This is a genomic window from Sphingobacterium sp. GVS05A, from assembly GCF_019969845.1.
GTDB lineage: Bacteria > Bacteroidota > Bacteroidia > Sphingobacteriales > Sphingobacteriaceae > Sphingobacterium.
This window is the reverse complement of record NZ_JAHXYR010000001.1, coordinates 1-21,373: the sequence shown is the minus strand read 5'-3', so window position 1 is coordinate 21,373 and position 21,373 is coordinate 1. Positions and strand designations below refer to the sequence as shown.

Annotated in this window: 18 protein-coding genes and 1 pseudogene; all 19 read right to left on the bottom strand. The window is 40.1% G+C overall.

The genetic code is table 11. From position 1 onward, the window contains the following. Positions 1-11 precede the first annotated feature (11 nt). A complete protein-coding gene (locus LC454_RS00095) occupies positions 12-806 on the bottom strand; it encodes a polysaccharide biosynthesis/export family protein (RefSeq protein WP_223577766.1) in 795 nt (264 codons plus the stop codon). 62 nt (positions 807-868) lie between these two features. Then, positions 869-1,954, bottom strand: coding sequence for a nucleotidyltransferase family protein (locus LC454_RS00090; protein WP_223577758.1), 1,086 nt, complete (start codon positions 1,952-1,954; stop codon positions 869-871). Beyond that, entirely contained in the window at positions 1,944-3,068 is a 1,125-nt protein-coding gene (locus LC454_RS00085; RefSeq protein WP_223577756.1) for a glycosyltransferase, read from the bottom strand. The genes LC454_RS00090 and LC454_RS00085 overlap by 11 nt, the downstream gene beginning before the upstream one ends. Before the next feature lie 5 nt (positions 3,069-3,073). Next, positions 3,074-4,195: a glycosyltransferase family 4 protein gene (locus LC454_RS00080; RefSeq protein ID WP_223577754.1), complete on the bottom strand. Its 1,122-nt coding sequence runs from the start codon at positions 4,193-4,195 to the stop codon at positions 3,074-3,076. Continuing rightward, entirely contained in the window at positions 4,192-5,343 is a 1,152-nt protein-coding gene (locus LC454_RS00075) for a glycosyltransferase family 4 protein (RefSeq protein ID WP_223577752.1), read from the bottom strand. The genes LC454_RS00080 and LC454_RS00075 overlap by 4 nt, the downstream gene beginning before the upstream one ends. Positions 5,344-5,352: 9 nt before the next feature. Next, positions 5,353-6,633 (bottom strand): hypothetical protein, encoded by a 1,281-nt coding sequence (locus LC454_RS00070; protein ID WP_223577750.1) that lies wholly within the window; start codon positions 6,631-6,633, stop codon positions 5,353-5,355. A 6-nt stretch (positions 6,634-6,639) separates the two neighbouring features. Next, on the bottom strand, positions 6,640-7,635 hold the full coding sequence (locus LC454_RS00065; RefSeq protein WP_223577748.1) for a glycosyltransferase family 2 protein: 996 nt from the start codon (positions 7,633-7,635) through the stop codon (positions 6,640-6,642). 10 nt (positions 7,636-7,645) lie between these two features. After that, positions 7,646-8,725 (bottom strand): GDP-mannose 4,6-dehydratase, encoded by a 1,080-nt coding sequence (gene gmd, locus LC454_RS00060; protein ID WP_223577746.1) that lies wholly within the window; start codon positions 8,723-8,725, stop codon positions 7,646-7,648. Positions 8,726-8,750: 25 nt separating this feature from the next. After that, positions 8,751-9,599 carry a hypothetical protein gene (locus tag LC454_RS00055; protein WP_223577744.1) on the bottom strand — a complete coding sequence of 283 codons (849 nt, stop codon included), beginning with the start codon at positions 9,597-9,599 and terminating at the stop codon, positions 8,751-8,753. A gap of 4 nt (positions 9,600-9,603) precedes the next feature. Further along, positions 9,604-10,485, bottom strand: a complete 882-nt coding sequence (locus LC454_RS00050; protein WP_223577742.1) for a glycosyltransferase family 2 protein — start codon at positions 10,483-10,485, stop codon at positions 9,604-9,606. Positions 10,486-10,493: 8 nt separating this feature from the next. Further along, a complete protein-coding gene (locus LC454_RS00045; RefSeq protein ID WP_223577740.1) occupies positions 10,494-11,426 on the bottom strand; it encodes a glycosyltransferase family 8 protein in 933 nt (310 codons plus the stop codon). Then, on the bottom strand, positions 11,423-12,412 hold the full coding sequence (locus LC454_RS00040) for a glycosyltransferase family 2 protein (protein ID WP_223577738.1): 990 nt from the start codon (positions 12,410-12,412) through the stop codon (positions 11,423-11,425). The genes LC454_RS00045 and LC454_RS00040 overlap by 4 nt, the downstream gene beginning before the upstream one ends. 2 nt (positions 12,413-12,414) lie before the next feature. Beyond that, entirely contained in the window at positions 12,415-13,941 is a 1,527-nt protein-coding gene (locus LC454_RS00035; protein ID WP_223577736.1) for a hypothetical protein, read from the bottom strand. 6 nt (positions 13,942-13,947) lie between these two features. Then, on the bottom strand, positions 13,948-14,964 hold the full coding sequence (locus LC454_RS00030; protein ID WP_223577734.1) for an acyltransferase family protein: 1,017 nt from the start codon (positions 14,962-14,964) through the stop codon (positions 13,948-13,950). Positions 14,965-14,971: 7 nt separating this feature from the next. Next, positions 14,972-15,934 carry an NAD-dependent epimerase/dehydratase family protein gene (locus tag LC454_RS00025; RefSeq protein ID WP_223577732.1) on the bottom strand — a complete coding sequence of 321 codons (963 nt, stop codon included), beginning with the start codon at positions 15,932-15,934 and terminating at the stop codon, positions 14,972-14,974. A 9-nt stretch (positions 15,935-15,943) separates the two neighbouring features. Continuing rightward, positions 15,944-17,110, bottom strand: a complete 1,167-nt coding sequence (locus tag LC454_RS00020; RefSeq protein ID WP_223577729.1) for an MraY family glycosyltransferase — start codon at positions 17,108-17,110, stop codon at positions 15,944-15,946. Positions 17,111-17,168: 58 nt separating this feature from the next. After that, positions 17,169-18,329 (bottom strand): acyltransferase family protein, encoded by a 1,161-nt coding sequence (locus LC454_RS00015; protein ID WP_223577727.1) that lies wholly within the window; start codon positions 18,327-18,329, stop codon positions 17,169-17,171. Positions 18,330-18,584: 255 nt separating this feature from the next. Beyond that, positions 18,585-19,790 (bottom strand): OmpA family protein, encoded by a 1,206-nt coding sequence (locus LC454_RS00010; RefSeq protein WP_223577725.1) that lies wholly within the window; start codon positions 19,788-19,790, stop codon positions 18,585-18,587. A 1,245-nt stretch (positions 19,791-21,035) separates the two neighbouring features. Beyond that, positions 21,036-21,373: pseudogene (locus tag LC454_RS00005) on the bottom strand (hypothetical protein); the annotation flags it as partial.

Sequence of the window (21,373 nt, the reverse complement as noted above, 5' to 3'; positions counted from 1 at the left end):
TTTCGAGTATTTTATTTTAGCAACGTCAATGTTGCTAAGATGATGGAAACCACACCCATTGCTATGGAGGTGAATCGCCAGGTTCTGTCTTCACGTGGAGTACTTTCTGCACCTACGGGCTCTACATATACAATATCATTCTGCTGAAGATAATAAGCGGGGGAGTCAAAAATATCCTGAGATCCAATATCGTTCAGGATCTTTTTGCGAACTCCATTTTCCTCGCGAATAACGGTCACACGGTCTGAAGCGGCATTACGCGTTAGCCCTCCAGCCTTGGAAATGGCTTCCAATAAATTGATGCGTGCATCGGGCACATCAATGATACCTACGCGGTTGACCTCGCCCATCAGGTTGACTTTCAGGTTCAATAGCTCAACTTTGACAATTGCATCTTTAATGTATCCACCTTCTGATAATCGATTAACCAAAAGATCGCGTACCTGCTCTAGAGTCAACCCTTCGAGATGAAAGTTGCCCAAAATCGGAAAAGTAATATTACCCTGCTGGTCAATCAGATAAGTTGGCGCATCCTGATTATTACCACTCGTATTCGATCTACTCCCTTTTTCATCAGCAACGTAATTGCCTCCTATTACATTGAATGGAGCCGCCAGTTCGGGGTTCTTAGCACTGATTTTGATACTCAGCCGGTCACTTTTCTGCAATTTTAACATCGGTACCTCAAGCATTTGATAGTCTATATTTGGAACCATGTCGTTGACATATACCACTTTCTTGGAGGTCATACACGAAGTAAATAGACCTAAACCAAGCAAAATAATCCATAAAGTGAATTTTTTCATTTCTTAATAAATATTTAATTTTTGTTGATTTTATTTTTATACTATTGTTTCTCTGTGCCAGGTCATCGCTTTCTTTTATTTAAAAGATGGATAAACGGAAACCATAAGGCTTCTTTAGGTGCATGGGAGAAATATTTTGTTAGCCGTCGCAACAGCATGCCCGTCTTGTTTTTACGAACAATATAGGGGCCTTCTGTTTCCTTAATATAGGATGTATCAGTAAAGCCAAAGTTGCCACCGTGCCAGACCTCATCTATGATAGACAGACCAGAGTCCATCGTATTGCTTGCAAAAGGCAGTTTATCCGCCGGCAAACCGATATAGTCTACCAGTAGTTGGTGTACCGCTGATATCCAATTTATTACACCAAGATCACTATAGAGGAGTTCCAATCGCTTGCCATCAAGTTTTGCCGCGTATTTGTCATAAAGTGCGGCCAGATCACAAAATTGACGGAGACCGATACCAAAAGATAGTGAATGCTTAAGAATGTGTGCTGTAATCTGAACAACTTGAATCTGAGGTGCCAATACGGCTATCTCGCGCCCTCCGATTGTGAGGGTTGTATCTGGAAAATCTGCCCTTATCTGTTTCAACAGATTTTTGGAGAATGGATTGTGGAAATCAAACAGGCGATCATGAAGGTCTGTTTCATAACCTTTCCAGAGATAAACGGGACTCCCTCTCCCCAACGTTGGCGCACCTTTTTTGGTGAGTTGCAACTGGGCCAAATCAAAGTGTCTTCTTTTATCAAAATACCAATCGATATCGCCACAGACACGGTGCTGGGGTGCTCCGTAAGCCACTGCGACCCCCTGGCCTTTTAATAGGATTGGGCACAAACCATGCGTCATAAAAAATATGTGTTGTTCTGCTATAATATCGTTGGATAAGCGGTTGCTACGCTCGATCCTATCGACCGATACGGACCATTTTTGTCGCATTTGTCTGGGGGGTAAATTTTCGGGTGCCAATAATAACAACCCATCATACAACAAACCTTCAACTGTTTGCTCCACAGCGCGGGCATAAACTGCTGACCATTCCTCTGCCGATAGCGGAAACAAGTCAGCCTCCCATATATTTTCACCCCATAAGCCACTCTTCAATAAAAAAAAGAAAGCTCTTTCAATTCTATTATTTTCCATATATCTGCCTACATTTTTCTACCATTTTCTCTCTCGTAAAATAGGTACGATACCGTTGCTTACTTCCCGCTGCATATTGCTGATAAAGTGTTGGATCGGTACCGACCCGACGAATCGCAAGGGAAAGTTCCTCAGGATTTTCCGTAGGGACAACTAAACCGGAGACGTCATGCTGATTTACCCAGCTTACGCCTGAGCCCGGAATTTTTGTTGATATTACAGGCTTTCCACAGGACATGGCTTCGATCTGCACAATAGCAAAAGCCTCCGTTTTCCAGATAGAGCTTAAACAAAAAATATCCGCTGCTGCAAAATAACTGGACAGTTCCTCATCACGGACAAACCCGATCATACTCACTCTTTCTTCTAGTTTCAAATCGCCGACCAGCTTCTGAAGCTGATCATGAAGGGGACCCTTTCCGCCAATAATGACATGAAAACGCTCATCTAGCGCTTGAGCTGCACGAATCAGATACTCATATCCTTTGTATTCTACGAGACGTCCTACAGCGAAGACAATGATTTTGTTCGGATAACGTTTTCTAATTTCTTCTATACCCGATGCCTCCTGTTCAATAGCATTTACGCCAATGGGCACATAATCAACTTTATGTTGTACATGCTGCAAAAAGGGCGACTCCCGTACATATACCGGCGTGGTACCAACAATTTTATCTGCTCTTTTTATCAACCAGTTCTGGAGCGGTTTATATAACTTGAGCAATGTTTTTTGCTTAAGAATATCCGAATGCCAATGCAAGATGACCTTTTTCTTAAATCCTGAAAGATAAAGGGCCAATGTGGCCATTGGATCTGGATGATGGATATGGATAATATCATAATGGTGAGCAATCTGTCGAAGCTTAGCGATCATACCCGGAGCCAACATAGTGCCCGCCACTTTTATGGATGTATTGACCACAAACAACGTGGCATAATCATTGATTTTGATAACGGAAGCAGGGTGCCCTTCAGTCGAGGCACATAACATATCGCAGTGTACCTGTTGGGCAGATAGTCCCAACATAAGGTCATACATCACTTTCTCAACTCCACCCCTGATCGGATAGAATTTCCCCAATTGCAATATCTTTAAACTTTTTGTTGTTTCCATAGCCATCAATTTTTAGTGCCTTTCAATAATAAATCAAATAGTTCTTTCCAATTATGCGTCACCGGCCGCTCCAGCACTGGATGCGGAATCGCCTGCAGGAAAGTCTCGTCTTTCTCAATCAATCGCCGCATCTGCACGGCAAGTTGCTCCGGCCGATCGGGATCAAAAAAGGCAGTTTTGGAACTCCCTGCTGCTGTTTCGTGTGCATAAGGAAAATCAGCTAGTAACATCGCTTTACCGAAGTCGGCAAACTCCGTAATGGGTAAACCCCAAGTTTCGACCTTTGAGGGAAACAGGAGACAATCACTTTGCTGATAATAAGCAAATAATGCATGCCGGGGCTGAAATCCAATAAAGACTAAGCTTTGTAATGATCCCCACCGCTCATGGATCCACTTGGCATAGCTATTTTCATTACCACGTAAGGTGATATATACAGTAAAATTGAGCAGACCGTATTTTTTCTCAAGGATTTCAACCGAACGACAGATGCTCTCAAAGTTTTTATGGCTGTCAGAGGCCGCGGGATAGATAAAGGTATATTTTCCTGCTTCTCGTTCTGGTATGGTATTGCAATCCTCAACAGGTTGTAATTTATTGGGCAAAGCAAGGATTATATCTTTTGGAGAGAGCGCAAACATATGCTTAAACTCATTTTTCAGCCATTGCTGCTGTACGATAACTGCACTATTCTTTTTTATACCAACGCGGTAAATCCACCTACTGAATAAGGCAAATAGTACAATTTTAGGTGCCCGAAAACACTCCGCCAGCGTCCAGCGATAGAAAGGGAATGGATTATGACAATAAACCGCTTGTCTTTTTGCATATACAGCAGGCGTCGTATCGTGCAAAGAAAACCAAAGATCAATAACACCTATTTGCCTAGAAATTTTCTTGAGGGACACATATTCATACCAAAGGCGGTTGATCCATCTTTTCTTCGGCCATTGTGTCTCGATATAGTCAATATGTGGGTAATCTGCCAATTCACGTTTATAGACTATAGCAATGATGCGATAAGCGCCGCCTTCGGCCAGCGCAGAAAGATAGGCAAGACAATTGCGAAGAATCGTCAATGTCCCACCCTTATTTAGATTTACAGCAGATATAACGATTGTTTTCATGCTTGTTGTACTTCTTTAAATAAATTCAACCATTGTTTCATCACTTTTTCCTTCGAAAAGCGAAAGGACATCTGTTTCGCCTCACATCCCATGATAAGTCGTCGTGTGTCATCTCCCATTAATAGCTTTAATTTTGCCGCAAAGTCTTGTTTATCCCCTTCGGCGATTAAAAATCCATTTCTGCCAGCCTCGATAATATCTTTCGGCCCACATTTACAAGCATAGGAGACCATCGGCAGACCACATGACTGTCCTTCTGCCAGTGCCATGCTCCATCCTTCATAGCGCGAAGTCACTGCAATGATGGAACTCTTAAGGTATTCTTTTTGAATATCCTTAACGGGCTCACACAAGCTAATCTGCTTATTTAAGCCCAAGCGATCTATCCATCCCTGTAGGAAACTGTGCTGTTCACCTTTTCCAAAAATTTTCAGTTTCCAATCCGGGAAATCGGAGACTACTAAAGCCCAAATTTGAATGAGGTCTTCAAATTTCTTTTGATGGTCAAACCGCCCCACAGCGATTACTGTCTTTTCGTCCAGTGCCGAACGCTCTTCGGGTTGAAAGGTATTCGCATTTGGAATTACAGTAATATGATCCAGATTACCCCAATAACCGCGGTCTTCTTGCGTCAGAACAATAAAACGTTTGTATTTTTTTACGTATTTTAAATCCAGGTTACTACGATATCGGTTAACCATTCCCCAGATTCCTTTCTTGCCGTATTGCAATCTTTTAAAACGGGAAAAATGAACCTCCAATAATTTGTAACTGCCATCTTTTATTTTCCAAAGAAAACCAACTTCGTGATCGAACATAGAGATCGTAATGTTTACTTTGAGAGCTATTAAGGCTTGTGTGAGTCGGCTATAGTGCAACCGTTGCTTACTAGGATAGCTGTATAACTTTTGAAACAAGCCTTCTCCATTACTATCCTCATAATTAATCCCAAGGTCAATGCATTGAATAGCCGGATCTAATTCAAAATAATGTCCGCGCTGTTTTTGATCTGTTGTGATAATGGTAATTTCATATCCATTTCTCGCTAGATAGTTGGCTTTGTTGGCCAGTACCCGTTCCATTCCCCCAGCCTTGTATAAGCTGGAAATGCAATAGGCTATTTTTATTTTTTTATCTAAAGATTTCATATTCAATTTCTATTTAGAGGTGGGTATTACTTTCTCGTGTGAAAAATATGTATGGTATAAATAAGGGCTTCCCATTACTAAAAAAGGGGCATAGACGAGAAATATATCTGTAGAAACCTTAAACCAATTGACGAGCAGTAACAGAAAAAATAGTAAAAACAGTTGCCTATAGCAGATGAATTTTCGAGCCAACGCAATGGATAAGTAAACAAAAAATAGTGTAAAGGTGCTGAGCCCCAATAGCCCACTATAGAAGATAAACCGGCAATAACCAATGTCAGTACGTACTGCAAACCAATCCGAAAAGGTAGCTTTTCCGATAAGCCAGGTTCGAATATCATTGGCTTCGGGCCAAATCCACATCGTACCGTTTAAGCGGTCTGTCGAATCTGTCCGCCATTCGCCCTCCTCTACCCAATTAAAGAATCCCTCGAATCCAAAACGCAGCAATTCTCTAACTGCGGGATTTGTCTGATAAAAGTAAGCTCCCACGAGAAAAACAAGCATAAAGGTGATCAATATCGTAGCCCATAGTTTGATATGGACATAGTTGATATTGGGGCCAAAACGGCCCATCGTTAAAATAAGGTATCCGATTCCACCCACCATCCCCAATAAGGTAGTCCTAGACATCATATTACCAATTCCGGCAATCAACAGAAAAGATAAGATATAGAACGTTACCAGTCCTTGGTTATGCCGTATCTGATCATCTTTAGACAGCAGTACCGCAATCATTATTAAAACAGCTGAAAAGCGTACACCCGCCACATCCAGAGCAGCGCCTATCCCGTAGATACGTTCCACTTCATTTAAAAACTCGGTAATACCATTGCTGAAGTAACGGTCCACGAATACTTTCACGGCAGGTACAAAATCAATAAGTAAGGCTAGTGCACACTGAAGTAAACAAACCACTATAAGATAATTGACCAATAAGCGTACAGACAGTTTGCCATGTACCTGAGCGATGGCCGTACAGGCCACATAGGAGGCCGATAGCCAAATCCACATTGAGATGAAATAGGTCGCATATGAATAGTCCTGTGAATTATTTATATCTACTGAATATACCCCGATCAACGAGAAAACGGTAGCGATAGCTGACGCAATCAAAATCTCCTTAGAAAATGAAGCTTTCCCCATTTTAATGAGGTGATAGCCCATAATGGGGATACCTAACACGGCCAACATTATCTTTGTATTCACCCCCATTAGAAAGGTAAATTCAAAAGGAAAGAAAAAACAACTGGTCAATACCACTGTGAGAATAATCTGCACTGTTTTCATGTAATTTTATTTAAAGATGACACCGTATATAAATCTGATGACCAAGTGATAGTAAAGTTTGAGTATCCAATACTGCCTATTAACCGCAGCATATTGGATAAATTTTATCCTTTTATTAAACAGGGGATTTTGCTTGATATAGGCGTTTGCATCGGGGTACCAATCAGACCAACGCTGATAGGATTGTATATCATTTGATATCAATAGGGGCAATTTGACATTAAGTTTAAAAAACTGAATATCTTCATCTAAAGCAGTCCCATAGCGCGATTTCAAAAACTGAATCGTTTGAGTGACATTATGAAGCAGCTGATCCAAATGCCTGGGAGTCATATTTTGTGTATAAGCCTCCGGATTGAGTTGGACATAGTGATATAAAGCCGACGGAAGATAGGTGACCTTATTGGCATGCGAAATCAATCTGATCATCGTCATATCCTCGCCCATACCGTACCCATCTGGAAACCAATGATCAACACGCTCATATAGCGTACGTTTTACAAGTTTATTCCAGACATTGAAACGAATCCGTCCGCCAAGCATCAACTTGACAAGTTGAAATCCCGTTACCTGGCCATATGCCGGTGGGGCCTGGCTCATATAGCGCTCATTGTTTTTAAAAGAAAGATACCAATCGCACCAAACTACATCTGAATCAGTACTCACAGCCGTATTGTAGAGTTGTGAAAGCGCATCCTTCTCAATCCAGTCATCGCTATCGCAATGAAATATAAACTCGCCTTTAGCGACCATTAACCCCGAATTTCTTGCCGAAGGAAGTCCTTTGTTTGTTTCGTGTCTTAAGATCGATGTCGCTGCTGCCCGATCAGGAAATTCAGCAATCACCTTTTCTAAAATCGCGACACTATTGTCGGGACTGCAGTCATCTACAAAAATATATTCTACCCCTTCCATGTCCTGCATGAAAAGCTGACGGGCATTGCGTTCGATAAAACGCTCGACCTTAAAAATAGGCACGATAACGGAAATAGCTGGTCTCATAAAGAATGCTTTATTTTAATCTTAATCGCTTCAACTGCATTAACATATCTTCCTGAACCATCTCCTTTACCAAGGCAGCTAAATCTGTTTTTGGTTTCCAGCCTAGGTTTTCTTGGGCTTTTGAAGGATCTCCAACTAATAGCTCTACTTCCGTAGGGCGATAGTATTGTGGGTCTACCCGCACCACAACATCACCAACATTGATGATGCTATTGGAATCAATCTTCGATTTTACCCGGCCAATTTCATTAACTCCACTACCTTCGAAGGCGAGTTCAATGCCCAATTCGGCAAAAGCCAATTGTACAAAACGCCTTACAGAAGTTGTTGTTCCGGTGGCAATGACATAATCTTCGGCCTTATCCTGTTGTAACATAAGCCACATAGCCTCGACATAATCTTTAGCATGCCCCCAGTCACGTTTAGCATTAAGATTTCCAAGATATAAGCAGTCCTGCACTCCCATCGCAATTGCACTCACAGCCATAGTAATCTTGCGGGTTACAAAGGTTTCACCTCGACGTGGCGACTCATGGTTAAATAAAATACCATTGCAAGCATAGATACCATAGGCTTCACGATAGTTTTTGGTAATCCAAAAACCATAGATTTTAGCAACACCGTATGGCGACCGTGGATAAAAGGGTGTAGTTTCTTTTTGAGGTACTTCCTGTACTTGGCCATAGAGTTCCGATGTGGAGGCCTGATAAACACGAGTTTTATGCTCCAAACGTAAGATACGAACCGCTTCCAGAATCCTCAGCGTACCAATACCGTCCACATTGGCTACATATTCGGGTGAATCAAAAGAAACTTTGACATGAGACATAGCGCCCAGGTTGTAGATCTCGTCGGGACAAACTTCCTGAATGATACGAATTATATTGGTTGAATCAGTCAGATCACCGTAATGCAGCTTAAAGTTGACATGCGCTTCGTGCGGATCTGCATATAAATGATCTATCCGCTGTGTATTGAACGAAGAAGACCTACGTTTGATACCATGGACCATATATCCTTTTTCAAGTAGCAACTCAGCCAGGTAGGAACCATCCTGCCCTGTAATTCCTGTTATTAATGCAGTTTTCATTTTTTTTATATTTTTTTTTCAACCTTTATGAAGAGGTTATGATGTGTTTAAATTTTGCTTTCCAGTAGTTGTAAGTATCTTTCCCCATTAGGTCACGCATTTTTCCTTTGCATTGCAATAGGCAATAGGCGAAATAATTCTTGACCCGTATTCTGGATCCGACAACCGCTGCGATACGCTCCGTCTCCATCTTTGCATCCATGATTTGTACATCGTCAGTATGCAAGTGAGCTAAAGCTGTCAATACGCATTGATCATGTTTATGATGGGCTAACTCATTGTTTCCGTAGGCTCTCTCATCTGGATCAGGATCGACAATAAGATCAGGCTGTTCCAGCATGATTTTCAACCAGTCTCGCACAAAGTGATTATCCTTGCCCCGGCAAAATAATAGCCCTCCCCAGATCTTATTGTGCTTTTCGCCATAGGCTTTATCCTCCAGCATTTGCTGAAAATAGTCGAGTGTCGCCTGCTTGGTCCAGTACTTTATTTTGGTTGATGTCTGGCCGAATACTTCCCATTCTGGCATCTCATCCTGATATTCAAAACATAGTGTATTGCACTCTTCAAGTGCAGCAAAGTATGTTTGCCAGTCCTCTGAAGAATATAGGGAGCAGCCCGCATCTGCATAGACTACGATACTATCATTTCCATATTTCTGGAGAGTCTCCCAGATTATAGCTGGTTTCCAGACCCAATAGCCGGCTCCCCGGTTATGTGCCATCAACGGCGAATGCGCGATGTAACTGGGTAGGTCGTCTGGTGTGAAAAGTAAAACAGCATCAAATATGCCCAGACGATTAGCTTGGCGCCCTATCCTTTTTAGGGAATAAGCCATTTCACTATTGGCGTAGGAAATAAATATCTTTTTCATGTATCTACCTTAGAAAATTGTATAATTTATAGTAAAAAACAGGGAATAAAGCTCGCGTATAGCCTGCAAGCCACACTGGTACAAAGCGGTAGGGAAAACAACGCCGCTGGAACAAAAGGCTATTATGCAAATTGAAACCCAAAGGCGATCTTAGATAGCGAAAACGTTGCTTGAGGGGAAGTTCTCTAAATATTGTATCGTCTCCTTTGACGTGATCATTTTCGCATATCCCGAGATAGGTACGTAGAATAAATACTGGAAAACCATGTTTATAAGCACGATATGAATAATCGTGATCGCCTCCACTGTGTTGATAGCCATCACAGAATATACCTTCTTTTAGCACGACGTCTTGAGATACACAGGTGATATTACCATGAGCTGCCTGACAGTTTTGGAATTCACCGTTAGGTAATACAAATTGGTCCTTTAGGGTCCATTTGTTGATATAATTAAAGCCGCCGTAGCTGAGTGCTGTTTTTTCTTTATTGTAGGTAGACCCTACATAAATACCACCTTTGCCAAATTTTTGCTTGGAATAATCATCTGCGGCTTTAAGTTCCTGCCAAATATTAGGCAAAACAATACTGTCATTATTCAGCCAGAGGTAAGCATCAAAACCGCCTTTTGCAATTGCAGCACGCCAAGAATGATTCATTCCTCCATTCCAGAATAATTGCCCATTGCCTGCCAAAATTTGTATGTTGGCGTCTGGAAATGTAGCTAGCAATCGTTCTCTAGTGCCATCTGTACTACCGTCATCTGTAAGAAAAATGGAAAAAGAAATATCCAGCCCCTCAAGCGATGCGTCAAACAGACTCTGCAAGCAGGAAATCGTCTTTTCTATACGATTAAAAACCGTCATCAATACTGCTATATGTTTCATAATATTTTTTATTTTAATCTTCCTTTTAAAAAGTATCGTGCAAGTATTTTAACTCTTTTCAATAGGGGCAACCGATCATATTCATCCAGCTTCAAATAGAAAAACTCAAAATAAAACTGGGGGTCATAGTACAGCGAATTACGGTAATATTCCCACCATAGGTCCATATTAGGACAATAGGTATTCCATGGCTTCGGACCATTGTAATGCACAATGCCTATCTGCAATACAGCCGCAAGCTCAGCCGGAGAATACAATGATTGTCGCTGTTGTTTCGATGCTAATTCGAAAATTTCAATTGTACCGCAGAAAACAGGTGGCAGTCGCTTGATTTTACCCTTACAGACAATATTGATAATATCCATATCCTGATAACGATATTTGGATCGCTCCACCTCTTTCTTGAACTGCATTACAATATTGTCTTTACGAAGTAGCGACAGATTCAAAATGAGATTTCCAGATAGTATGTATTCCTGCCAATTTAATTGCAGTTTAGACAGATAAGCACGCTCTTGTTTTTGCAACCCTCCCGTGAAGCTAACGCCCCCCACATAGTAGTTGCTCATATCTGTTGAATTGAACAGCTCGGATAGATCTTCGCGAAAGATCACATCTACATCGTGGTACATCACCTTGTCATATTCGCTAATCACATCTGGAATCATCAAACGATAGTAAGCCGCAACAGTGATGTTTCGTATTTCAAAAGCACCTGAAAATACTGTTCCTACATTTCTGTAGTTTATCTTAAAATTGACGTATCGCTCATGCAACATTTCCAAATATCCTGTTGATGGATAGCTGCAACTTGAAGCATGTAAGATGAAAATATCATAAAATGTATCCGGCCTGGCATGCTCCAGCAAAGAAGTGATACATACCCCGGCGGGTAATATGAGGCGATCGTCAAAACAAAACACTATAGGTATAATATTCATTTCTTTCCTCCTTTGACACGATAAAGTGCTTTTTTTAGATTAATCCAACAGATCACAGGAAACCATATCTCCTTGGACGCGCAAAATCCAAGTATTCTATAATGCAGAGGGAATTTTATGTGCCACACCAAAGTATTAGTTTCGGGATGTATCTCTCGCCAACGTTTGAAATCTGCTATGTCGCTTGACAGCAATAATCTTCGCTTGCCATTGGCAAGAAAATCATTCAGATCTCTTTTACTGATCGAGCTGATTTTCTGATCTTTGATAAACCGGACAATATCATCATTGTTAGCTATTTCCTCATATACTCTTTCCATACGGATGTCTCTCGTCATTGCCGTAGGGTTGGATTGAACATAATGATAAAAGCTGTTTGATTCACGTGCGATCTTACGGCTATAAAATAGTACCTTAAATAGAAAATTTCGGTCCTCGCCCATATTGCAGCCGGGCAAGAATCCTAACTGGTTACCAGTAATAACTGCTCTTAAAAAGAGTTTATTCCATAACATTCCCTGCATTTCTCCTCGAATTAAAGCTGTCATATAATTGTGCTTGTTTTCAGTTATGCGCTGCTCATCTAAGTATTGTTTGTCTTTAAAATCCATAAAAAATGGACTCCACACGATATCCGCTTTTGTTTCGACCGCTCTTCCATACAGGTCAAAAAACATATTTTCATCTACCCAGTCATCCGCATCAACCCAACCGACATACAATCCGGTTGCATGTAATAGCCCACTATTTCTTGAGCAAGCAACGCCCAAGGTCTTTTTATGTTGAATGACCTTCACAGCGATATGGTGATTAGAAAATTTACGAATTGTTTCTTCCAGCACCTTCAAACTGCGGTCCGTAGAACAGTCGTTCACAAAAATGAGTTCCAATCCATGTAGGTTTTGCTTCAACAGACTCGCAGCACAACCTTCAAGATGCTCCGCGGCATTAAAAAATGGAATAATAACAGAAACCTTGACTTGCATAATTAATTACTTTTAATAAAAGACCATTTTTTAATACTTTCTTTCACAAACTGCTTCTCAATCTGCTCCATACCCAATAGGTAAAGAAATACAAGCATAAACAGCACGCTCACAATTGATACTGTCAACAGTCGTAACCAGCCCGGAGACATAAATTGATGCACCAAGAAAACACAGGGCAGAAAGGGGATCACAACAACTAAAATCCTCCCTATTATATTATTCAAGTACCTTGTATAGCTCATTTGTATAGCTGGCGCCACAATCCATACCCGTATCAATTGCGCAAGTACAGCAAGAGCTAAATGAACCACAAAGACGATTTCCGGCGGATAACCCCATCTCAAAAACAAATACGAGACTGGTAAGATCATCAACAGGGCAATACTTTCCCAAAACTGGAATTTTTTAATCCTTCCAGTAGCATGGATCGCTGTTACCAATGGATTGCTTAGGGTGGAAATTAAGCCTGTCAACAGGGTCAACCGAATAAATGTAATTGTCTGAACAGGCACCGGACCCAACCATAAATTGAGTACAAATGATGCTTCCAAGTAGAGTGGGACAGAAATAGCCATTAGGAGTAAAAATGAAATTTTCGAGCTACTGCAGATCAGTTTATGCATATAGTTTAGATCTGAGATAACATAGCTTTTGGTAATTTGCGGATTCAAAGAGGTCTGAAAATTACCAGCAAATCCATTAATTGCATTCTGTACCTGAAAGGCAATCGCGCGAGCAGCATTGACGGCCGGACCAAAGTAAAGGTTTAGCAAAACATTTAATCCATGTGTTACCCCCAAAACAGCGAGGTTTCCGCTGACTGTCCAACCAGCAAACACAGACATTTCCCTGAATAACTGCCGATCCCAAACAAGCTTCAGCACATGTGCTTCTTTGAAATTGCGATAACTAACATAACCGTATAGAAAAATAATGACTAAAGATGCTGCACAACTAAAAACCCCATATAGGTATAATTTGTCTGCGCTAAATAATCCTAGTAAAAAGACTACCCCTAAACGAAGTAAAACATCCACAAGAGATATGGTTGCCAAGATTCCCATCCGTTCTTTGGCGATTATTAATGCTCCGAAAGGGACACTAATAATACCAAAAAGAGAAGACAGCACTGAAAGATGATACACCCAGAGTGCAGCAGTCATCCGGTCTGGGGCAATAACCAGTTTATTGCATACAAACCAAAGCCCAATAGTTTCGCTCAATAATAGGATAAGTCCACCTAATAGTAAATGGATGGAGAGACTCACATGAAATGTCTTGACCAATCGTGCAAAATCGCCTGTTCCGATCTCATAAGTCAAAAATCGTTGCGTCACTCCGGCTAAAGATGTGTTCAAGAAAGTAAGCATTATTACGATCCCTGCGACGACATTGTAAATACCAAAATCTGCCACACCGAGTACTTGCAATACGATACGGGATGTATACAAACTGATCATTAATGTAAACAGCATCCTGATGTAAAGGAACATGCTATTTTTTGCTATACGGCTACTTCTTTCCATTCTAACTCAAAAAATTTTGTTTAACCATGATACCCGCTGCTCGTATCTTAATACCCAAAATGCCAGGCTTATCGTTACCAATACTGTAAAGAGAAATCCAACCCATTGCGGCAATTGAAAACTATAGAAAACCGACTGATAGGTAAAGAAGACGAGCATATGCGTAAAATAAATCACTGTGCTTACTTTACGGATTTTTTTACCATAGGCTTGGCTCAGCCAAGGGAAAGACAATACGAACAACTGAAACACGGCATAGGCGCCCACTAGAATACACAACTCTGATAAAAGCGGGATCTCGAAAAAACCAAGGGCCACGGCCCCTATACTGGTAATAAGAATATTGGTCTTCGACCAGTACCGTCTCGAAAGACCTAAATACAACCCTAGAACCACAAAAGTCAACGCCGTAAAAACACGTACCGAACCAAATGAATTATGCCATATTTTTAACCACATATATCCTTCGGCTTCGACTGCTTTAACAATGATGTCCCACGAGCATGCAACGAAATAACTACCAAACGCATAGACCAGAATAAACTGGGGCGAGATCTGCTTTTTTAAGAAGATCAATAGTACCATAAGTGTGTAAATCAATGCCATCAGATACCATAAGGGCCATGAATAATAATTCTCCCCACGTAGGAATATATTTCTAAAAAACAAGGCAAAAGCTAACAATGGATCAGTATGCTGCTGATAAAACCCATAGATTGTCAAAGGCAAATACAAGATTGTCCAGATGACATATAATTTTGTTATCCTAAAAAGGTAATCGCTCAGGATCGTATAACACTGTCTGTAATCGACAGGAACAGTTATCTTTCGGGAAAGCAGGTATCCTGAGGCCACAAAGAAAAATGGAACTGCTAAGGCAATAAAAAAATTATAAAGGGCTAAGCTAATTCCAGAAATTTTACCGGCCAATGGCTGCGTATGAATCGCTACAACCACTATCGACATGATAAATTTACCGATATCCAATCCTCCCGTAGTATTCACCTGATTTGCGTTTCCCATGATCCTTCTATATTGCATTAAATTCGGTCTCTAACATACGCTGTAGGCCTTGCTCAAGTGTGAACGGAGGTGTGAATGTCGATTTCGTGACTTTGGATGCATCGTATATAGTCACTGCACAGAATTTCTTGACACGGACAGAACTAATGCTTAATTTCTTGCGGGTTAATACCGCCAAAAGATCAAAACCATAGCCACCCAACATGCCTAGCCAGTATGGTATATGGGTCGTGGGAATAGGCTTATTCAAGAGTGCTCCCGTCAATGAAACAAGGTCATTGGTGTTGAAGTCAGGTTTATCAACATAGTTATAGACATTATAGCCCTCATGCTGTTTAAGGGTCAAAAAAGCTAAAAATGCCACCACGTTACCAACATAGGCCATCGACTTGCGATTGTTGCCTTTACCGATCATCATAAACCTTCCACTGGCTATCTGCCGGAACAGATTATATACATTTCCACGATTGCCTTCGCCAAAGATCACCGATGGTCGTACAATGTTAATATTCCAGTCGGTATGAGTCTTATACCAATCTTCGAGTACCATTTCAGCCTGCCATTTACTGATGCCATAGTGATTAAAAGGTTCGGCTGTGGAAGATTCATTGGGATTATTTTTATCCAAACCATAGATTGCGACCGAGCTGATAAATAAGATGCGGGTAATTCCATTTGCTTCCATCGCGGCAAGTGTATTTTTCATACCCTCCACGTTCACATCATAATACAGGGATATCGGGCTTACATCATCACGATGTTCTGCTGCCAATAAAATGACAATATCACTGCCGTACAGCTGTTCAGTTAGCAGCTCTTGGTCCAATACATTTCCAATTAAACTAATTGTGGGATACGACGTACTGCCTACCTTATCGATATTCAGTACCTTATTCATCCCCAGTTTATGAAAGTGGGTAATCAGATGGGTTCCTACAAATCCAGAACCTCCTATTAATGTTATTTTCATGACATTAAATCAATTAGATTTTAAAATATTTGATATTTGTGTACTGCGGGTCAGCTTTTCTTTCGAAATTTTTCCTTTATCAGTTTCCTTTGTCTTTTCCATTAAGCGGTATCCTTTGAGAAAAAGTATCCAGATCAGGAGATCTGCCAAGACCACTAGGTTATTACTGATCAGCTGTACCATGATTATATTGAATACACAGTAAAATAATGTGAGCAATAAGATTGAAACCATCGTTGTTCGGTGGCTCATCCCCATCTCCAATAGATAGTGATGTAAGTGACTACGATCAGGTTTAAAGAGTGGTTTCCCTCTTCTCCAACGTATGCAGATAACTCGAGCTACGTCAAACAGGGGTACGATCAAGATTGAAAAAGCCACGACGATTGCACTTTCTGAAAGAGGTTTGATATAGGTATTGTTCATTGCGAAACTTATAGCTAGAAATGCAATAGAATAGCCTAAAGTCATGCTACCAGTATCACCCATAAATATTTGTCGCCGGCGACGGGTCACCCCATAGACATTAATAAAGAAAAACGGGGCGAGCACTCCTACTGCGATAAATGCAAACAGAGCGTGTATCCATGCACCATAATAGCTAAACAAAATCCCCAGTACAATACAACCGACACCAACCACACCGGAACAGAGCCCATCCAATCCGTCGATCAAATTAATCGCGTTGATAATTAGTACAACCATAAAAACAGTAAAGGGAATACCAATCCAAGGTGAAAGCTCCGAAATAAATGCAACACCATACAAATCATTGATCCATAGCCCTGATAAGGGAAAAAAGCAGGCGACCACAATCTGGACAAGAAACTTCCACTTGTAATTTATGCCAATCAAGTCATCACCTATTCCCACGATAAAAAGAATGAATAGACCACAGAGCAGCAGCATGAAACTTGGTAATATCGCCCATGATTCTAGGCCAAGATCCATATTGATAACCTTGATCATAATGACCAAAGACATGACTAATACACAGCATTGAATGGGTGCAAAAGCTACTCCTCCGAGACGAGGAACAATCCCATGGTGCTGCTTCCTTGCATCAACCGGATCAAACAAACGCTTTTTATAGGTTACAAGAATTATGAAAGGAATAAAAATCCTACTCAGCAGCATTGCTATTAGTCCAGCAATAAGAATCAAAACCAATTTCATTTCCATCATCAATATTTTTAATAGTAAGTATATAAGTAGATCCACCGATCAAACTGCTCTAACGTCCAATGCTGTCAATAAGCTTTTTGCCTAAACCTATAAATGGTTTTTCGACGGTTACAAATGAGATTTTAGCAACTAGATAGCTTGATAAAACAACAAGCAAAAAATAAAAGGCAAGAGAAAACACACCGTAACTTCTCCAGCTTAAGGGCAAGAAATCAAGTCCGAACGCGAAAAGAAAATGAAAAAGATACATCGAAAAAGAAACTCTCCCTATTTCCCCCAACAACCTTATGTTCAACCCTTTATTCTTCCTAAATAGCTCTATGAGAAATACAAACGATAGACTAGAAATTACTGGAATCCATGAAAATAAATAGCCAATCTTCAGGTACCACAGCAGAAGGCAAGCTATTGTGAGAAAGCAGCACCCAAACAGATCCAAATACCAGCTATACTTCGCTTCACCTAGTTTTAAATAAAAGAAATATGCTATTCCAATAAAAAAACAGGGTAATTGATTTGCGATATTGAAATACAAGAATGTATTATTTGCCAGATATAAACCACGCCAAGAAAACAATTGGACAAGACCCTGTGCAACAATAATACCCATCGCTACAAAAAGAAAGATCTTGCTATATGAGTTGATAAAACGGCTTGTAAACTTAAATATCATTGGAAACAGCAAATAGAAAGTCATCTCAGTTGCTATAGACCATCCTCCCGGCACGATCGTATTATTGGCTGAAGGCAAAAATCCATGTAGAAATAAAAAATTAGCCAACAAATTTAAGGCTGTGTAATTCCTGATATCAAAGAATGCTAGATTATAAACGCCCAAATAAGAAATAAAAAAATACAGCAGAATTCCCAGCCAATAGATTGGAGTAATTCGAAATACGCGACGAATCGCATAATTCCGTAAAGGCCTTTTTTCATGGCTTCTATTTTTAGTAGAAAGACAAAGTGTATAAGCTGAGGCTACGAAAAACAACTGTACTCCCATCTGACAATATTTTGCGAACACGTCTGTCACCCGATCAAGGTTTTGAATCCCAACCATCGTATGAACTAGCACAACCATTAGAATGGCGATCCCCCTAATACTGTCTATGTATTGATATTTTACTGCTGACTGATCTTTATTGACTTCTCCCGACTGGTAGGAATAATTCCCCACAATCTCAGAGCCATCCATTAATGTTGTTTTCATGGCGCTAAATCATTATAAATTCTTTGTTATTTATGTATTCAGAGATAGTTTCTTTTTGAGAGACTTCAGTGTAACTGGAATATCTCACACATTTCAATAAGTCGAATCCCTGAGAAAGAAAGCAGAGCAGGAACTCTACCAATACATACACTTACTTATTAAGGGCAGTGTATAAGATTCATTAGAGCTTTAAGAAATGTGCAGCCTTTACGCAAAAAGGCTACACATGCTCATGAATAAGAGAATTGAACACTTTTATTTTGCTATGGTAATTACCGCGCGGCTTAAACGGGGATCATCATAGTACATATTATCAACACCTCCCTCATAAGACACCTCTAATTGGCCAGGGTTAACATCAAATTCATGTACTAGAACATTATAAATTGCTTTCGCTCGCTCGCTGCTGATTCGGTTGTTGAATACTGCTGTACCCGTACCCTTGTCAGCATAGCCTGTTACTTTATAGACAACATTTTTGTTTCCAGCCTTGATCACTTTGGCAAAGAAACCGAGGTTTACTCGTGCTTCGTTACTCACGACACTTTGGTTAATCGGAAATGTAACCAATATCGGTGCTGCCAATATTTTCTCTTCAACTTTAATCTCGGTAATAGTTTTTCCCTGGGATGCCAACAACTGTGCTTTCAATGCCTCATTGTCTTCCGACAGCTTGCGTACTTTTTCACGCAGGCTGTTCAACAGCTCATCACTGTAGCTGATAACCACGCTGCTCGGTTTTTCCCAATCTCGTTTTTTGAACTTATAAGTCAGTCCTAGCAATGCAGACAAACTTCCATCTTGACGGCGATTTCCAGTTTCACCATCAAACCGGTCATTCACCATTGCACCTCGCACGTCGAGGGTTAGATCAAGCGCATCATTTAAGCGAAAGCTGTTGTAGATACCAATATTCGCACTCACTTCTTTTGCTGCAGGCGCCTCGTTCGTTACCATCCAACCCAAACCCACATAGGGACTAATGGAATAAAAACGGTCATTCTTGTATCCGCTGAAGATATTGGACAAATTGAATAAAACATCACCATGAATATGGAAATAATTGAATTCTTGGTTGTATAGCCAATAACCATCCCAGGGTTTACCAGTATACTTTTCACCAGTAGAGTGACTTCCATTTTGAGTGGCCCCTTTTATCTTATATCCATTAACACCAGCACGTACCCCAATCCCGGGACTGAACCATTTACCCAGATTGAATTCAAAATTGGGCGTCAGACGTTCAGAAAGCTTCATCTGTTTGTTGTGATCACCAAAGTAAATCTGGGCGCCCGCACCGACATTGATAAACCAGTTGTCCCAGAAACGGTTGGTTTGTACCTGATACCTGTCATTGGATACTGTGACAACGGTATCTGGCCTGAAGTCAACTTGCTGCGCCTGTGACATCTTCGCCCCCGTTACAGCTAAAATTATTGCGAATGTTTTTTTTAAAACCATTTTGGTTAAAATTATTGTTTAAGTAATATTTGCTACGTTATTGTTATATTTCCTCAGCGTGTATTGTTAGAATCTAGTGACCGCGTTAAGCAAGACACCCAACTAATTCCCAGCGGCCTTTTTGATTGTCTCTTGATTTGTGTGCAGTGTTATTTTTACTCATTGTATATTGTTTTATTATATGTTGAATTATTTCTAGTTAACCTCTTCTATATATTCGTATCCACAGGTAATTTAGAATCCTTACCATTTTTGATCTTAATAAGTTAAAAGTGACTTGATGACCTGACAGCCGGTGTCAAATTCTATTGTGGTCCAAAGGTGAGAACTCGCCTTAAAATTTCTGGAATATTGTGTAAAAACATGACTGCCAATTTGTAAAACAAAGGATAAATCAATGTTAAAGCTTCAATTAGCACATGTTTTGTCTTTTTTTACAGAAAAAAATTTTATTCGAACTTTATCGAAAATCTCATCCGCCGAGCGATGTATACTGCTTAAATTTGGGCATCCTGTTGTCTTTCTGTTTTGTTCGGGATTTAATCTAACCGCGCGCACAGACCACTTCTCAAATATTGCGCAATAATATTTCGAAGAATGTGATAACATACGGTCATTCAACTTCAATAAGGTTATTCAACATCAAGGCATCTAGTTTCAGAAATTCCTAAAACCAGGGCGTTCAACTATGAATAAACGAGCAACAAGATTTTAATTATTAACAACTTAATTGGAAGAAACACCCTAGCTTATCATGGGATTTGCTATAATTGGGTTAAAATAAGACATAATGAAACCCAGAGTATTTACAGCATAATTCATTTGCGATCTGGATGCTGCTGATATACACTGCAATAAGTTTGAAACAAAAAAAGAGCTCCAAAACCCGAAGATCTTGGAACTCAATCATCACTTCCTCTGCTGGGCAGCAGCTTGAAATGATTTTCATCTACCTATGAAACCATTATTAAAATGTTCTCGAAAGTAGTAATTGAATTGAAAAATATACCGCTATATCGTACAAAATAAATGACTAACTGTATAAATGTAGAAAAAGTCGCATTATTGTTTTAAAATCGGGCACACTATTTCTATATCCTTGAATTCACACTTAGTATCATTGTGATGTCAGCCTATAAGTAATCGTCCTGCTCTAGACACCTATTTTCCCCTCATAATTAGATTTCATATCGAATAATTGTAAAAAAAAAGTATTTTACAAGGAAAATACAAAAGAGAACGGTCCTATCCGTTTAATTCCGAAATAATATGCTTTGTTCTCTGATAGCTTTTGACACTTTTAAAACCCGCCGTATAAACAAGTTCCTCCTCCTCAAAGCCTTTATAATAAGGATCCGATCGAAGAGCTTCAATTTCGCGCATCCGACAAGTATTTATAAATGTACTGAAATTCATACCATAATACTGATTGATAAAATTTGACAGATAGGTTCGGTTGGTCCCTAATGGTGCCATAAGATCTGTAATTTTAAGATCATGACTTAAGTAAGGTTTTTCAGCATCCATATATTCTTCAAAGACCACGGGATCAATGGGATTACCTGCGATATTGTCGTCCGAAA

What these genes read in the sequence shown, in the direction of transcription:
- LC454_RS00055 (WP_223577744.1), bottom strand. Translation starts at nt 9,599, where the DNA reads ATGAAAAAGATATTTATTTCCTACGCCAATAGTGAAATGGCTTATTCC.
- LC454_RS00070 (WP_223577750.1), bottom strand. Translation starts at nt 6,633, where the DNA reads ATGAAAACAGTGCAGATTATTCTCACAGTGGTATTGACCAGTTGTTTT.
- LC454_RS00080 (WP_223577754.1), bottom strand. Translation starts at nt 4,195, where the DNA reads ATGAAAACAATCGTTATATCTGCTGTAAATCTAAATAAGGGTGGGACA.
- LC454_RS00050 (WP_223577742.1), bottom strand. Translation starts at nt 10,485, where the DNA reads ATGAAACATATAGCAGTATTGATGACGGTTTTTAATCGTATAGAAAAG.
- LC454_RS00025 (WP_223577732.1), bottom strand. Translation starts at nt 15,934, where the DNA reads ATGAAAATAACATTAATAGGAGGTTCTGGATTTGTAGGAACCCATCTG.
- LC454_RS00030 (WP_223577734.1), bottom strand. Translation starts at nt 14,964, where the DNA reads ATGGGAAACGCAAATCAGGTGAATACTACGGGAGGATTGGATATCGGT.
- LC454_RS00015 (WP_223577727.1), bottom strand. Translation starts at nt 18,329, where the DNA reads ATGAAAACAACATTAATGGATGGCTCTGAGATTGTGGGGAATTATTCC.
- LC454_RS00075 (WP_223577752.1), bottom strand. Translation starts at nt 5,343, where the DNA reads ATGAAATCTTTAGATAAAAAAATAAAAATAGCCTATTGCATTTCCAGC.
- gmd (WP_223577746.1), bottom strand. Translation starts at nt 8,725, where the DNA reads ATGAAAACTGCATTAATAACAGGAATTACAGGGCAGGATGGTTCCTAC.
- LC454_RS00095 (WP_223577766.1), bottom strand. Translation starts at nt 806, where the DNA reads ATGAAAAAATTCACTTTATGGATTATTTTGCTTGGTTTAGGTCTATTT.
- LC454_RS00085 (WP_223577756.1), bottom strand. Translation starts at nt 3,068, where the DNA reads ATGGAAACAACAAAAAGTTTAAAGATATTGCAATTGGGGAAATTCTAT.
- LC454_RS00090 (WP_223577758.1), bottom strand. Translation starts at nt 1,954, where the DNA reads ATGGAAAATAATAGAATTGAAAGAGCTTTCTTTTTTTTATTGAAGAGT.
- LC454_RS00045 (WP_223577740.1), bottom strand. Translation starts at nt 11,426, where the DNA reads ATGAATATTATACCTATAGTGTTTTGTTTTGACGATCGCCTCATATTA.
- LC454_RS00040 (WP_223577738.1), bottom strand. Translation starts at nt 12,412, where the DNA reads ATGCAAGTCAAGGTTTCTGTTATTATTCCATTTTTTAATGCCGCGGAG.
- LC454_RS00035 (WP_223577736.1), bottom strand. Translation starts at nt 13,941, where the DNA reads ATGGAAAGAAGTAGCCGTATAGCAAAAAATAGCATGTTCCTTTACATC.
- LC454_RS00020 (WP_223577729.1), bottom strand. Translation starts at nt 17,110, where the DNA reads ATGAAATTGGTTTTGATTCTTATTGCTGGACTAATAGCAATGCTGCTG.
- LC454_RS00065 (WP_223577748.1), bottom strand. Translation starts at nt 7,635, where the DNA reads ATGAGACCAGCTATTTCCGTTATCGTGCCTATTTTTAAGGTCGAGCGT.
- LC454_RS00010 (WP_223577725.1), bottom strand. Translation starts at nt 19,790, where the DNA reads ATGGTTTTAAAAAAAACATTCGCAATAATTTTAGCTGTAACGGGGGCG.